This is a genomic window from Fundicoccus ignavus (assembly GCF_009659375.1).
Taxonomy (GTDB): domain Bacteria; phylum Bacillota; class Bacilli; order Lactobacillales; family Aerococcaceae; genus Fundicoccus; species Fundicoccus ignavus.
In genome coordinates this window covers 99,776-112,035 of record NZ_WJQT01000006.1, presented here as the reverse complement: position 1 = coordinate 112,035, position 12,260 = coordinate 99,776, and the positions used below count along the sequence as shown (strand labels likewise).

The 12,260-nt window shown below is 40.0% G+C and carries 14 protein-coding genes; 7 read left to right on the top strand and 7 right to left on the bottom strand.

Annotated features, from left to right (window positions below):
* Nucleotides 1-74: 74 nt before the first annotated feature.
* The 3 genes from GF867_RS06210 to GF867_RS06200 all read left to right on the top strand — a co-directional run bounded on the left by GF867_RS06210 (nt 75) and on the right by GF867_RS06200 (nt 4,273).
* Nucleotides 75-731 carry an SGNH/GDSL hydrolase family protein gene (locus tag GF867_RS06210; RefSeq protein WP_172973971.1) on the top strand — a complete coding sequence of 219 codons (657 nt, stop codon included), beginning with the start codon at nt 75-77 and terminating at the stop codon, nt 729-731.
* Between the two features lie 321 nt (nt 732-1,052).
* Nucleotides 1,053-2,750, top strand: a complete 1,698-nt coding sequence (gene argS, locus GF867_RS06205) for an arginine--tRNA ligase (protein ID WP_153832233.1) — start codon at nt 1,053-1,055, stop codon at nt 2,748-2,750.
* Between the two features lie 590 nt (nt 2,751-3,340).
* Nucleotides 3,341-4,273, top strand: coding sequence for a DMT family transporter (locus GF867_RS06200; protein ID WP_153832232.1), 933 nt, complete (start codon nt 3,341-3,343; stop codon nt 4,271-4,273).
* Nucleotides 4,274-4,614: 341 nt separating this feature from the next.
* Here GF867_RS06200 and GF867_RS06195 read toward each other — a convergent pair whose 3' ends face one another.
* From GF867_RS06195 to GF867_RS14195, 3 genes are all read right to left on the bottom strand, one after another.
* Nucleotides 4,615-4,914, bottom strand: coding sequence for a hypothetical protein (locus GF867_RS06195; protein ID WP_153832231.1), 300 nt, complete (start codon nt 4,912-4,914; stop codon nt 4,615-4,617).
* Nucleotides 4,898-5,896: a nuclease-related domain-containing protein gene (locus tag GF867_RS06190; RefSeq protein ID WP_153832230.1), complete on the bottom strand. Its 999-nt coding sequence runs from the start codon at nt 5,894-5,896 to the stop codon at nt 4,898-4,900. Before GF867_RS06190 ends, GF867_RS06195 begins: the two co-directional genes overlap by 17 nt.
* A gap of 155 nt (nt 5,897-6,051) precedes the next feature.
* Complete coding sequence (locus GF867_RS14195) at nt 6,052-6,180, bottom strand: hypothetical protein (RefSeq protein WP_301538507.1); 129 nt, start codon at nt 6,178-6,180, stop codon at nt 6,052-6,054.
* A 106-nt stretch (nt 6,181-6,286) separates the two neighbouring features.
* On the opposite strand from GF867_RS14195, the gene GF867_RS06185 reads away from it, so the two are divergent.
* Together GF867_RS06185 and GF867_RS06180 are read left to right on the top strand one after the other, a co-directional pair.
* Nucleotides 6,287-7,183, top strand: a complete 897-nt coding sequence (locus GF867_RS06185) for an AraC family transcriptional regulator (RefSeq protein ID WP_153832229.1) — start codon at nt 6,287-6,289, stop codon at nt 7,181-7,183.
* A 59-nt stretch (nt 7,184-7,242) separates the two neighbouring features.
* Nucleotides 7,243-7,623 carry an iron chaperone gene (locus GF867_RS06180; protein ID WP_153832228.1) on the top strand — a complete coding sequence of 127 codons (381 nt, stop codon included), beginning with the start codon at nt 7,243-7,245 and terminating at the stop codon, nt 7,621-7,623.
* Nucleotides 7,624-7,820: 197 nt separating this feature from the next.
* Here GF867_RS06180 and GF867_RS06175 read toward each other — a convergent pair whose 3' ends face one another.
* Together GF867_RS06175 and GF867_RS06170 are read right to left on the bottom strand one after the other, a co-directional pair.
* Entirely contained in the window at nt 7,821-8,147 is a 327-nt protein-coding gene (locus GF867_RS06175) for a branched-chain amino acid transporter permease (RefSeq protein ID WP_153832227.1), read from the bottom strand.
* Nucleotides 8,140-8,835 carry an AzlC family ABC transporter permease gene (locus GF867_RS06170; RefSeq protein ID WP_153832226.1) on the bottom strand — a complete coding sequence of 232 codons (696 nt, stop codon included), beginning with the start codon at nt 8,833-8,835 and terminating at the stop codon, nt 8,140-8,142. The genes GF867_RS06175 and GF867_RS06170 overlap by 8 nt, the downstream gene beginning before the upstream one ends.
* Before the next feature lie 136 nt (nt 8,836-8,971).
* Here GF867_RS06170 and GF867_RS06165 point away from each other — a divergent pair, with 136 nt between their 5' ends.
* Complete coding sequence (locus tag GF867_RS06165; protein ID WP_153832225.1) at nt 8,972-9,340, top strand: DUF488 domain-containing protein; 369 nt, start codon at nt 8,972-8,974, stop codon at nt 9,338-9,340.
* 36 nt (nt 9,341-9,376) lie between these two features.
* Here GF867_RS06165 and GF867_RS06160 read toward each other — a convergent pair whose 3' ends face one another.
* Together GF867_RS06160 and GF867_RS06155 are read right to left on the bottom strand one after the other, a co-directional pair.
* The gene (locus GF867_RS06160) at nt 9,377-10,138 is read right to left on the bottom strand and encodes a LytR/AlgR family response regulator transcription factor (RefSeq protein ID WP_153832224.1); all 762 of its coding nucleotides are present in this window, start codon (nt 10,136-10,138) and stop codon (nt 9,377-9,379) included.
* Complete coding sequence (locus tag GF867_RS06155; protein WP_153832223.1) at nt 10,135-11,394, bottom strand: GHKL domain-containing protein; 1,260 nt, start codon at nt 11,392-11,394, stop codon at nt 10,135-10,137. Before GF867_RS06155 ends, GF867_RS06160 begins: the two co-directional genes overlap by 4 nt.
* A gap of 162 nt (nt 11,395-11,556) precedes the next feature.
* Between GF867_RS06155 and GF867_RS06150 the strand changes: the two genes are divergently transcribed.
* Entirely contained in the window at nt 11,557-12,237 is a 681-nt protein-coding gene (locus GF867_RS06150) for a hypothetical protein (protein WP_153832222.1), read from the top strand.
* Nucleotides 12,238-12,260: the final 23 nt, after the last annotated feature.

Here is a 12,260-nt window from a genome sequence, read left to right as displayed (position 1 = left end):
AGAGGTGGTCACCTTTATTATTTCGCACAGTTCTGTGGTAAAATTTGGGTATCAAGTTTGAGGAGTGTGCGAGCGTGAAAGTAGAGCTGAAAGCTGGTCAGAGAATTGTATTTATTGGAGATAGTATTACGGACGCAGGCCGTGATTATGGGAATGCTTATCATTTAGGCGATGGTTATGCACATATAGCTGGCAGTTTGTTAATGGGACGTTATGCTGAACTACAGTTGGAGGTTTATAACCGCGGTATTAATGGGCATAAATTGAAAGATTTAGCAGAGCGTTGGCAAAAGGATTGTTTGGATTTGCAGCCGGATATTTTATCAATCATGATTGGGATTAATGATATTTGGCATCATCGCAGTGCTGGGCAGCCGATTGATGCGGCTTATTTAGCTGAATTTAAGAAGACATACTGTCGTATATTAACAGAAGCGCGTGCAGAAAATCCGGATTTACAAGTAGTACTATTACAGCCATTTTTACTGCCTATACCTGAAGACCATTTAGAGTGGGAGCAGGAATTACAACCGATGTCAGCCTTGATAGAAGACTTGGCGCAAGAGTTTTCGGCGAGCTATATTCGCTTGCATGATGAATTTAAAGAGTTGGTCAAGCAAGTGCCAGCCAAGCACTTTACGATTGAAGATGGTGTGCATCCAACGCGTATCGGACATGGTGTGATTGCGGATCGTTGGTTGCGTTTGGTTGAACCGGCTGTTAATGATTAAAGTGCGAGCGGTATGTTGGGTCATATTTTGTTAAGAATTGCTTTAGTGTTTGATTGGTATGGACAGTAGGGCCTTTATTTGATAGAATGAATAACGGTTAAATTAGACCTCTAAAAGAGTAATTTATTGTTTCGGCGATAGGTGAAGCGCACTTTTAGAACTAAACGAGGTAGTTTTGGTGCTGGTATTTAAAGAGGCACCATGTTATTTAAACATTCAAACGCCTCTAGAGCGCCTGTTTTGGGGTTGTTCTAGGGGCTTTTTTATTGGCTATGATTCGTGTTTGCGTCGAGTGATGGGGTCATTCAAGGAGGAATTTTGATGAATAGTAAGCAGTTATTGGTAGACGCTTTAGCGCCGGCATTGGCGGAGCATTTGTCAGCAGATGAGATTTTAAATTTAATTGAAGTGCCGAAAGATACAAGTCATGGTGACTTGGCTTTCCCAGTATTCCAATTAGCGCGTGTATTTCGTAAAGCACCGCAACAAATCGCGGCAGATTTAGTGGAAGAGTTAGATACAAGCAACTTTTCAAACGTTGTAGCGGTAGGTCCATACATTAACGTGAGTTTAAAACGTGAACCTGTGGGGGCTACAGTGGTGAAAGAAGTTCTTGAAGCTGGCGATGCTTATGGGAACTTGAATATTGGTGAAGGGCGCAATATGACCATCGACTTCTCAAGTCCAAACATTGCGAAGCCAATGTCAATGGGACATTTACGCTCAACGGTAATTGGGAATGCGATTGCGAATATTGCAGCGAAAGTGAACTACAACCCAATTCGTATCAATCACTTAGGTGACTGGGGGACACAATTCGGTAAGCTGATTGTTGCTTATAAAATGTGGGGCGATGACGCGGTAATCGCGGCTGATCCAGTGAAAGAACTAGTGAAATTATATGTCGATTTCCACGAGGTTGCGGAAGAAAAACCTGAGTTAGAAGAAGAAGCTCGTGCTGCTTTCAAAAAATTAGAAGACGGCGACGCTGAAATGATCCGTTTATGGACTTGGTTCAAGGATGAGTCCTTAAAAGAGTTTAATAAAGTTTACGATATGTTGAATATTAGCTTTGACTCATTCAATGGTGAAGCTTTCTATAACGATAAGATGCAACCCATTATTGATGAATTAGAAGCAAAAGGCATTACAACGGTCAACGAAGGGGCAACGATTGTTGATCTTGAAGAGCTGAACTTGCCACCAGCATTAATCAAGAAGTCAGATGGCGCGACATTATACGTAACGCGTGACTTAGCAGCAGCTAGCTACCGTAAAGAAACGTATGACTTTGCGAAAAATATTTATGTCGTAGGGAACGAGCAATCTGTTCACTTCAAGCAATTAAAAGCTGTTTTAACTAAATTAGGTCGCGAATGGTCTGAAGATATGGTTCATGTACCATTTGGTTTAATTACGTTAGATGGTAAGAAATTATCAACACGTAAAGGTAAAATTGTTTTACTTGAAGAAGTCTTGAAAGAGGCCGTTGATTTAGCGTTAGAGCAAATCACTGCTAAAAACCCAGATTTAGCGAACAAAGAAGCAGTCGCGCACCAAGTAGGTGTCGGCGCGGTTATCTTCCACGACTTGAAAACTGAGCGTATGAACAGCTTCGACTTCAACTTAGCTGAAATTGTTCAATTCGAAGGTGAAACAGGGCCATATGTTCAATATACTTATGCTCGATCTAAGTCAATTATCCGCAAATATGGTAAAGAAATTTCTACTGACTTAACAGACGCATTCGGTTTAACGGATGACTACAGCTGGGAAGTTGTGAAGAAATTAATGGATTATCCAAGAGTTGTAGCCAATGCAATCGAGCGTTTCGAACCATCACAAGTGGCCAAATATGCCGTTCAATTAGCACAACTATTTAACAAATATTACGGTAATACACGTATTCTTGAAGATGATGCACAATTAGACGCTCGTTTAGCTTTAGTTAAAGCGATGACGGTTGTTCTGAAAAATGCTTTAGGCTTATTAGGCATCGAAGCACCTGAAGAAATGTAAGACATTTGATAAGACTCCGCTAGCACAATTGTGTTGGCGGAGTTTTTGTGTTGTTAGGCGAATTGAGCTTGATTTTCCACCATCTTGCATCAATCATCTAGCTTAACTAGAGATTATCCATGGGTAGTATTAGTCTTATTTAGGGTGTCTATCCGAATACGCATCTTATTTGTTTGGGTCTAAAATAAGAAGCTAACTTTATTGTTAGTGTGCAGATAATATATCTATCCTATTCCACGCTGTCTATGTTTTTATGAGTCCGTAAAAATCACTGTCCATTCTAATCTAGCCGAAAGTCTGAGAGCATCGGCTATAAAAGAGCTAATCTAGCCGAAGGTCCGCGAGCATCGGCTAGAAAGAGTTCTAATCTAGTCGAAGGTTCGAGACAATAGACTAGAAAAAAACTAGTTTCAAGAGATTTGTGAAATCTAAGTCACTATCAGGTGGTTTACCATGCTAATAGGTTATGTCATAAATCAGTCAAAATAGACAATATGTGGGGGGATATTTTGGCAGTGGGTTGCTGGTTTAATGAGAAAACTATGATAAAATAGTGTGTAAAGTTAAAAATGGATGCAAGGAGATAGTTTATGAAGCAGGATGCGAGGAAAAAAGGCTTGTTGTTAGCGGCAGGCGGCGCGACACTATGGGGAATCAATGGTACGTTTGCCGATGTGATTTTTTCACGATTAAATGCACCAGTAGAGTGGGTGGTTGGGACGCGTTTGTTGTTGGCAGGCGTTTTGATTTTGCTGTATGCAGGTCTAGTGTTGAAGAAAAATGTCTTCGCAATTTTCATGAAAGCTAAAGATCTGGTCAGCTTGTTACTCTTTAGTAGTATTGGAATGGTGAGTTGCCAGTATTTGTTTTTCTTATCGATTGGGACGAATGGAGCAGGGTTAGCGACTATTTTGCAGTTTACGTCTCCAATTTTTATTTATGTGTACTTAGTGTTGCGTAAGGAAAAGCAAGTTTACCCACGTGAACTTTTATATATAGCGTTTGCTTTTGTGGGTGTCTTTCTAATTGTCACGAAGGGTAACTTAGGGCAACTCGAAGTAAGTGGCAACGGGCTTTTAATCGGTGTTGGTTCTGCGCTAGGGGTGGCCTTCTATACTTTGCAGCCACGCTATATTCTCAAGAAATATGGGTCTCCTTTAGTAGTAGGTTGGGGGATGTTCCTAGGCGGCTGTGTGTTCCAATTTGTTCAACCTATTTGGCAGCCGGGTTTTACGGTAGATGTTAAGGTTGTTGGCTATATGGCTTTTATTATTGTTGTCGGAACCGCAATTGCCTTCTCGGCTTTCTTAGCCAGCTTGAATTATCTCCAGCCGTCGCTATCGAATATTCTGGCGGCTATTGAGCCACTTGTGGCAAATGTATTAACCGCCATTGTGTTACAACAGCGTTGGACAGTCGTTCAAATTGTAGGAATTGTGACAGTTTTAATTTCCGTCATATTATTTGCCAATTATGGTGAGAAAATAAAACGTTTAACCACTACTGCAAATGTGATTGACTAGTTAAAAATAAATGTATCGGCGTCATCCAACAAGAGCTTACTCAAGCTTATACTGGATGGCGTTTTTGACTATTTTGAAAAGTTCACCAGGGGATTAGCAGCAGGTTTTTAAAGTGAATTAAGCTAGGGAAAAGGTTTCCAGATGTGTCCTAAAATGGAAGGGAATTCTAGATAAACTTTGGTCTATCACGATTCAGATGGGCGTTGTAAACTAATGATGTGGTCAGAAAGGGGCTAAGTAAGTGGAAGAACGTCAACACCGATTATTAGGCCTATTGGCGGCGGAAGCGGATTATCAACCATTGCAATATTTCAAAGATGACTTACTGTATCTACTCTTAATTAATTTGGCGTCCGAAATTTTCGCTCTAAACTAGCCGAATGTTCACGACAATCGACTAGAAAGCGCCCTAAACTAGCCGAATGTTCACGCCAATCGACTAGAAAGCGTCCTAAACTAGCCGAATGTTCACGACAATCGACTAGAAAGCTCCCTAAACTAGCCGAATGTTCACGACAATCGACTAGAAAGCGTCCTAATCTAGCCGAATGTTCACGCCAATCGGCTAGAAAGCTACCTAAACTAGCCGAAGGTTTATGCCAATCGGCTAGTTTAGGTAGCGCCTTAGTGGAAGCGTTCATATTTCTGCGGATCTCTATAATATGGATTTTCAAATGAGGTATTTCGTCCAGATTCATGTTGAGAGTAATGAGTAGTAAGTAAGGCAGAGACATATTTTCTTCTAATCTCATTCCCCATAAACCAACAAATATCCATAGTAGTAAAGCTAGTCTTATGATGGAACAACTTACAATACTCTTCAACCGCCAGTAGAACCGCACTACGCTTCAAAGCCTGATAGCCACAAGTTGCGCAAGTTACTTTTTGGCGCTCAATCGTCAACTTCGACCTCACGACAGCAGCAGTTCGGTGTTGAACCGCCGCATCACGAGATCTAGCCTCATTAGCTCCACAAGCAGGGCACAATAAGCCACGTATCATCTTTTGAAGATGAGTATCCTTCACGACCGGTAAATTATATTTACTGTCGCTTTCCAATGCTAACAACTGCTGCCCGATCCGTTCAGGATTTAAGCCATTGCGTCTCCCAACTTGCACCGCCACATCGCGAATATCCTGAAACATACGTAAAACACCATGACGCGGTACACATTCTAAACTGACAGACTCATCAAATGAACAACCGAAATTTGGATTCATGAAAACCACACGACCTTCCACAGGAACCTCGATTCCGGCCTCAGCTAACAACTTTTTCAAACGCCCCATGGATAGCTGAAAACTACTCAAAGGATCATTTTGCAGCGGTTTGCCATTGAAATAAGCGACATTGTCACGATAAACAAACTGTCCATTATAATATTTTGCATTCAGCACATACAGCTTCGCATGCGTGACCAATAATAAATCACATTCCACTTGGCGCGACAACCAGAAATTTCGTCGCCACCAAACATCTTGAAAATTTTGTTCCATCAACAGCCGGAATAATTCGTTTTCGCCCACCACACCATTCACTAACAACTGGTAGTCGAATTGCTCATCCTTTCCTAAAGCCTCTCGCATCGCCATCGCGACATACCATTCCAATTTATCATCCATCAGGTTTCGCCTCCAATTTTATGTTCTACCTATAAATACGTAATAAATCGCAATTTGTGTCTCTAACTGCCAAAATATTCATTAAGATTTTCTTGCGATTTACGAAAATTGATGAAAATACAAAAACAGCCTGTCACATGACAAGCTGTTCAGCGTTAACGTTTTTGTAGTTTTAAATAGTAGTGAAGTAAAGAATCACGACATGGACGAAAAGCGGGCTCCTCCATCAAAATAGCTAAATTATGTAACATGATACGTCTTAGAACAACGATTATTTTCCCCATATTGCTTGCCTCCCTTGAAGTTAATATCATTATAGCGAGTAAAATAGATTGAATCTTTAAGTTTTGCGCCGTATACTATAACAAAAGCGACAAGAGGTGCTAGCGTATGGAAAAGGAAATGCGATCCTTGATGATTGGTCCAGAAGGGAAACAACTCGATGAACTAGGGACACCAGATTTTGCGATTGGTTTTTATGAATTGAATGTGAGTGACTTTATCAATCAAGAAATACCAGCGCATTGGCATGGCGATTTAGAAATTTTTATGCTGGATGAAGGAACGGTACGATTATTTATTCGTAATCAAGAATACATGCTACAGGCTGGTGAGGCGTATTTTGTCAATTCGAATGTCTTGCATGGTTTGTGTGTTGTTGGCGAAAATCCGGGGCGTTATCGATCGATTGTGTTTGATGCGTCGATTATTGCGGGGCAGACGGGGAGTGTGTTTGATCTGGAATTTGTCCGCCCATTTACTGAGCAGGGTGGGCCGTTGTGGTTGTCGAGTCAAACGGAACTTGATGTTGCGATGGAGGTTCGCTCAGCTTTTGAGCAGGCTTATGCGGCGTATCATACGAAAGCTGAGGGTTATGAATTTGATATCCGGGCAGCTTTGTCTAAGATTTTCTTGAAAGTTCGTGCCAGTACAGAATCGCACCCACTGAAGGTGCCGAGCCAACAAGAAATGCGTTTGAAGCAGATGTTGGCCTGGTTAGTAAGTCACTATCAGGAGGGAATTGGCGTAGAAAAAATCGCCGAAGTGGCGGGAATCAGTGTGCGGGAATGTCAGCGTTATTTCTCGACTTATGTCAAAATGTCACCGATTGGTTACTTAACCCATTTACGTTTGACTGCTGCCACAGAATTATTGGTTTCGACAGATTTACCGATTACTGAGATTGCGCTGGCTTGTGGCTATAAATCGCCAAGCTATTTTACTAAGCAATTTAAAGAACGTGTCGGCTTATCGCCCCGCGACTATCGACAGAAGCGAATGGGCTAACATTCGCTAGCAGAAAAGTGTACACTATCAGTAAGGAAGCATTATGAGGAGGAATAGGAATGGTACAATATGATGTGAGCACACCAGCGGAATATTTGGCTGCATTAGAAGACGATTGGCGCAAAGAAAAATTGTTGCAGTTACGCACCATGATCCAAACAGCAGCACCGGAAGCAGAGGAAGGCTTAGCTTACAAGATGTTATCATACGGTGTGGGCGACGACCAATTCATGGCCCTGAACGCTCAGAAACACTATGTCAGCCTATACGTTGGCGATATCGAGAAAATCGAAAATTCCGAAGAACTTCTCAAAGAGTTCAACCTAGGCAAAGGCTGCGTCCGCGTCCGCAAAACTATTGACTTATCTTCAACAGGCATCGAAACCTTCATCCAACATACGATAAAAAGATGGCGCGCTGGTCTAGATATCGATTGTTAAGCAAAAAAAGACCTGACTTGCACATTATGTGCGAGTCAGGTTATTCATATTATGTAGGATGAGTGGTTTTAATGAATTGTGAGCTTCGCTCATATTAGTGGATCTACAATGCGTTAGTCGCTTTCAAAGCCTTCGCTAGCGCTTCTGTCTTTTCCAGCTCAATCGACCACGCCGATCCACGAACTTCGGAACAGCAACTAGAAAACTAACTGAACCAACATCATATACAGTAAAGTTCCTGTCGCGATCGACAACAAGGTATTGCGCTTGAATACATGAACCACCACAATTGCCAATATCGCGATCAATTCAGGGATACCGTGAGGTGAAGTCACGATTGAAACATCTTTAAGCGCATAAACCACTAACAATGCAATTGCAGCCCGCGGCAATACTTTACCTAAATAAGTGATTAAAGCAGGGGGTTGCTTGCTAGGAGGGAAAATCCAGAAAGGTAAGAAGCGCAAGGCAATCGTCGTCAAGGCAATTAATGTAATCGTAATTAACATGTGAGCATTACTCATGACCTTGCTTCACCTCCTTGTAATAATCCAAACTGAATAAAATTAGAATAATAATCATAGCAGGAATCATAAAGTTTGCGCCACCGAAAATCACCAGACATACCGCAGACCCAACGAGCCCAATGATAGCCGGACGATGACTACTCGCATTCAACCATTGTTCAACAAAAATCGTCACGAATAATGCTGTCAATACAAACTCAATCCCTTCCGTATTGAACGTTAAATTACTTCCAATCACAGCTCCAAGCCCACAGCCAATCACCCAGTAGCACTGGTTCAGAAAGGTCACCAGAAAGTAAACCCAGTTACGATCCTGCTCCTCTGGCACTTCCAAAGAAGCCAATAAAGAAAACGTCTCGTCCGTCAGACCGAACATACAATAAATTTTGCGAAAGCCATTCTTCAATTGGTTGAAAGGTACCAACATTGTGATGCCGTAAAAGATATGACGGGCATGAACCATAATCGTTAAAAGAATCGCGCCGATCGGGTTAAAGGCCGCAAGCAACAAGTTAACCGCCGCAAATTGCATAGAGCCTCCATAAATCACAACCCCCATTAACACCGGATAATACAAGGGCAAACCTTTGCTCGTAGCGAGAATCCCGAAAGAAATCCCCAAGAAAACATAGCCCGCCATAATCGGAATGGTTAAAGGAAAAGAATATTTAAGAGCGTTTTTCATATAATGCACCTTTCTCTCATATAATTTTAATCAATGTATCTATATTACCCGTCTTTCCAAGTGCGGTCAATTGCTTTTTCCAGGCAAAATACTTACTATTATTAGGTAGAGAAATGACACAGAAAGGGTGAAGACTATGCATACAATTAAATTAAAACGTGTCTATGAATCCGCTGAAAAAACGGATGGGTATCGTATTCTCGTCGACCGCCTTTGGCCAAGAGGAGTTAAAAAAGAAGAACTCCCCTATGACTGGTGGCCAAAAGATATTGCCCCATCACCAGATAGTCGTAAATCTTTTGGTCATAAAGCCGAAAATTTTGCAGCCTTTGAAATGGCGTATCGTGCAGAATTAGAAGCGAATGATTTTTCAACCGAGTTTGTCGATCACATCCGTAAAGAACTAGAGAGTCAGACAGTCACATTTATATATGCTGCTAAAGATCCTAAAATCAATCATGTGGTTTTACTAAAGGAGTGGACTGAGACTCAGTTGAAAAAGTAGCGTTAATAGTGAAAATAACAAAAACGTCGAACCTCATCAGGAACGACGTTTTTGTTTTTTCATAAATGCTTGCCACTCTTTGTGAACTCGGCGTATTTTATTAATAGCGACAGGGCAAGATTGACCATGTTGAAATTCTAGTAAATAGTTTTCTGTATCAATAGCAGTAACCTGTTCAAGGTTAACTAAAATTGATTTGTGGACACGAATTAATTTTGGCAAACTCATCTGAACATCTTTCAAACGTCCATAAAATTTGTAATGGGCAAAGGTAGTTTGTAGTCCTATCACATGAGGTGTCGACGTTGTTTCAAAGAAAAGAATCTCTTGTTGGTTGACCGAACGTGTCTTTGACCCACTTTTGAATACATATAAAGCCTTTTGATCGCTGTTAATCGTTTTCCTGGTATCAATACTGTGTAAACAGGAAACAATCTGCTTTTGTAATTGTTCAAGATTATCTTTCACAATAAAGTCATACGCTTCAACTTTATACTGGAAGGTGACGGGTGCTAAATCGGCGTGAGATGTAACAAATATTATTTTGCCGATATCATCATAGGCTCTGATTTGAGCTGCTAATTCAATGCCATTCATTTTATCATTTAAATCAATATCCAAGAAATAAATACCTGCTCTGTTCGGATTTCTTTTCAAGTATTCAAGTATTTGAAAGGGGTCATCTGTTGCTAATGCCACTTGCATATCAAGTTCTTCTATCAACACATAATTCTCGATAATAGCGGTAATTTGTTGGCGTTGTTGGGCAATATCCTCACAAATAAGAATAGGCATCATAGCTTAAAACCTCCTGTTCTGTCTGGAATAATGATTTCTTGTGTAAAGCGATTATCAGAGACGGTCGTATTAACTAGAATGTTAGTTTGTTTCTGTAAGGTAATCAAATTTGCTAAGCCAAAGCCGCGATCATCACCTTTAGAAGAGAAACCTTCCTTCTGTAATATAAGTAAAGGCTTGACGTCGTGATGGCAGTCATTCACGACTAGGATAGTTGTGGTAGCAGCTTCTTTGATAAAAGCTAGTCTAACACTCGCTTCTTTCGATTCTAACGTAGCCACTTCTTCAATGGCATTATCTAGAATAATTCCCAACATACGACTAATAGCTAATTGATTATCATTGTGAATCACAATTGCTTCGGCTATCTCTAGAAAAATCTTGACGTTGATTAGTTGGGCGGCGATTAATTTAGCATAAATAATTTGACGCAAATTCGCATTCTCTAATAATAATAAGTGTTCAAATTGTTGATTGTTGGTAGAAGCGTGGTTACTGATTTCATGATGAAAATAAGACGTTAAGTCATCCCAGGCCTGATTGTGAATAAAACCTTCAATACTCAGCAATATATTTTGATAATCATGTCGGAATTTACGCAGCTCATCATATTGTTGTTGAGTGAGCTGCAAATATTCACGATCAATTTCTGTTCTGGCTTTAAGTTGTTCTTGATAAATAACCTGTGTTTCGTTTCTTTGGAAAAGTATGAGCGTAACAGCGAACAAAAGGATCACTGTTGTTAAGATGCCTTGAAAAATTTCAAGTCGTGTATCATGACCCGCAAATAAATAATCAAACAATTCCATCATCTGTATATAATAAAAACCAAGAAAAATCGTCAAAGGTAGTAAATAGGCATAAGGCTTTACCTTTTGAGGTAAATGTCGGAATAACCAATATTCGCAAAACGACAACAAAGCTATAATGATGAACGAGACTGCAAATACACCCCAGAGAGAGAACGTCAAAGATGGAAGAAAATGAATTAAGTAATTACTTATGGATAAATTTATGAGTGGTAAAGTTGTTAAAAAAACAGATTGTTGAACTTTTTTTGTGTGCAAATAACTCAGTACAAAGAAAACCAAGAAAATAAGCAAGAGTTCAGTCGCTTCGCGGTAAATAGGACTGAGTTGTAGAATAGCAAAAATAGAACCAGCTAGAATTATGTTTTTAAACCAGCCTAAATGGACTTTTTGGATAAAAAAAGCAACCAAATATAAAATCCAACGAGCAAGCAAAACGGTATTCATTAAATTTTGACCTCCTTTTTTAAAGGATAATGATTAAAAAGTATTGGTTCATGACAGATTGAACTTTAATTAGTGGCGTTAGGTTATGATACAGTTAAGAAATAGTATCTCTAGTTTAAACTCAAATGTGAGGCAAAGTCAAAGAAAAAAAGGAGTTTTAGAATGAAAAACGCAGTGATTAAGTGGTTAAGTTTGCTTAGTGTATTGACGATGATAGGGTACTCAAACGATATGACTGTGGTCTTAGCACAAGACGATGATCAAGTAACAGAGAGTAATCAACAAGAGTTTCCATATAATGGCTACTATGCAACGGAAGAAAATCGGTATATTCGAGGGTTTTACTTTGATGAACATACAATTTACATTATTTTTCCTTTAGAAAATGAAATTAATACCGACACTAAAAATTTTGACCGTTGGGAGAAACTCTATAATCATGCGAATTATGTATCATTAAATATAAATCCATTTGTTAGTTCGGAGGAAGTTGAGAAGTGGCGTGAAGAAAACTTGCCAAATTTGGCCGAAATTTACACAGAAGTTGCTAAGCAAATTACACCAGATATGACAAGGCAACAAGTTGATGCCATGATTGATGCCCAAATACCTAGTGTGGATACAACAAATGCCATTATAAACACTGATCGTATGTGGTGGAATCCTTATGTAAAGCTGAATGCACCAACTATTTTTAGGTCACAAAATTTATGGCGGGTGGAAATCTATGATAACCTCCTCTTACGCTTTGAGTATGAGGAGAGTACAGATGGAGAAACAATCACTGATGATTATGGCGTAACCTATACCAAAACTAACGAAAAACCAGAGAGTATTCCATAAACTATTTACCAAGGAGGGCTCAT

Coding starts and splice junctions, on each gene's coding strand:
- argS (WP_153832233.1), top strand. CDS start 1,053: ATGAATAGTAAGCAGTTATTGGTAGACGCTTTAGCGCCGGCATTGGCG.
- GF867_RS06200 (WP_153832232.1), top strand. CDS start 3,341: ATGAAGCAGGATGCGAGGAAAAAAGGCTTGTTGTTAGCGGCAGGCGGC.
- GF867_RS06195 (WP_153832231.1), bottom strand. CDS start 4,914: ATGAACGCTTCCACTAAGGCGCTACCTAAACTAGCCGATTGGCATAAA.
- GF867_RS06190 (WP_153832230.1), bottom strand. CDS start 5,896: ATGGATGATAAATTGGAATGGTATGTCGCGATGGCGATGCGAGAGGCT.
- GF867_RS14195 (WP_301538507.1), bottom strand. CDS start 6,180: ATGGGGAAAATAATCGTTGTTCTAAGACGTATCATGTTACATAATTTA.
- GF867_RS06185 (WP_153832229.1), top strand. CDS start 6,287: ATGGAAAAGGAAATGCGATCCTTGATGATTGGTCCAGAAGGGAAACAA.
- GF867_RS06180 (WP_153832228.1), top strand. CDS start 7,243: ATGGTACAATATGATGTGAGCACACCAGCGGAATATTTGGCTGCATTA.
- GF867_RS06175 (WP_153832227.1), bottom strand. CDS start 8,147: ATGAGTAATGCTCACATGTTAATTACGATTACATTAATTGCCTTGACG.
- GF867_RS06170 (WP_153832226.1), bottom strand. CDS start 8,835: ATGAAAAACGCTCTTAAATATTCTTTTCCTTTAACCATTCCGATTATG.
- GF867_RS06165 (WP_153832225.1), top strand. CDS start 8,972: ATGCATACAATTAAATTAAAACGTGTCTATGAATCCGCTGAAAAAACG.
- GF867_RS06160 (WP_153832224.1), bottom strand. CDS start 10,138: ATGATGCCTATTCTTATTTGTGAGGATATTGCCCAACAACGCCAACAA.
- GF867_RS06155 (WP_153832223.1), bottom strand. CDS start 11,394: ATGAATACCGTTTTGCTTGCTCGTTGGATTTTATATTTGGTTGCTTTT.
- GF867_RS06150 (WP_153832222.1), top strand. CDS start 11,557: ATGAAAAACGCAGTGATTAAGTGGTTAAGTTTGCTTAGTGTATTGACG.